Source organism: Priestia sp. P5_B4 (genome assembly GCF_056400385.1).
In genome coordinates, this window is the sequence record NZ_JBFULJ010001539.1 from 1 (window position 1) to 519 (window position 519).

General features: G+C 37.4%; 1 protein-coding gene. It reads left to right on the top strand.

Annotation, left to right across the window (positions count from 1 at the left end; translation table 11 throughout):
- Positions 1-339, top strand: a 339-nt coding sequence (locus tag AC1DRF_RS32040) for a rhodanese-like domain-containing protein (RefSeq protein ID WP_477742835.1), incomplete at its 5' end; no start/stop codon positions are given.
- Positions 340-519: the final 180 nt, after the last annotated feature.

Below are 519 nucleotides of genomic sequence, written 5' to 3' on the forward strand. Positions count from 1 at the left end.
CTATATATGAGCATAGGTATTTTACTTTTATTAATTTGTTACAGTTTTTATAAACGCTATGTGCCGGTGCAGGGAATAAAGAAAGTGACGACCGTCGACTGTGCTTCTACAACAATTTCGTATGTAGATGTTCGTCATTTTCATGAAATGAAACAAACCCCCTGTCAAAAAGCAATCCATATTCCGCTTCCTTATTTAGAGAGACAGCATGAGGAAATTCCATATAAAGAAGTGGTCGTAATTGTTCCTGACAGCATTTCCCGAAATTTAAGCATTCGGCAGCTCAAAAAACATGGGTATCAGGTCAAGGGATACATGTGTGCGGAAAGATGTGTGTAATAAAAAGAACAGCAAATGACCCTTTATAGGGTTTCCTTTTGGAAAGCTGTGATATATAAGCTGAAAGATACCTGTGTTAAAACGGGTATCTTTTTTTTGTTATGAAGATGAGAAGGGGGGCAGAGATCGGTTTCTTTTGGTTCAACAGCTACTGAGTCTTTTAGCGTATTTTTATGACAA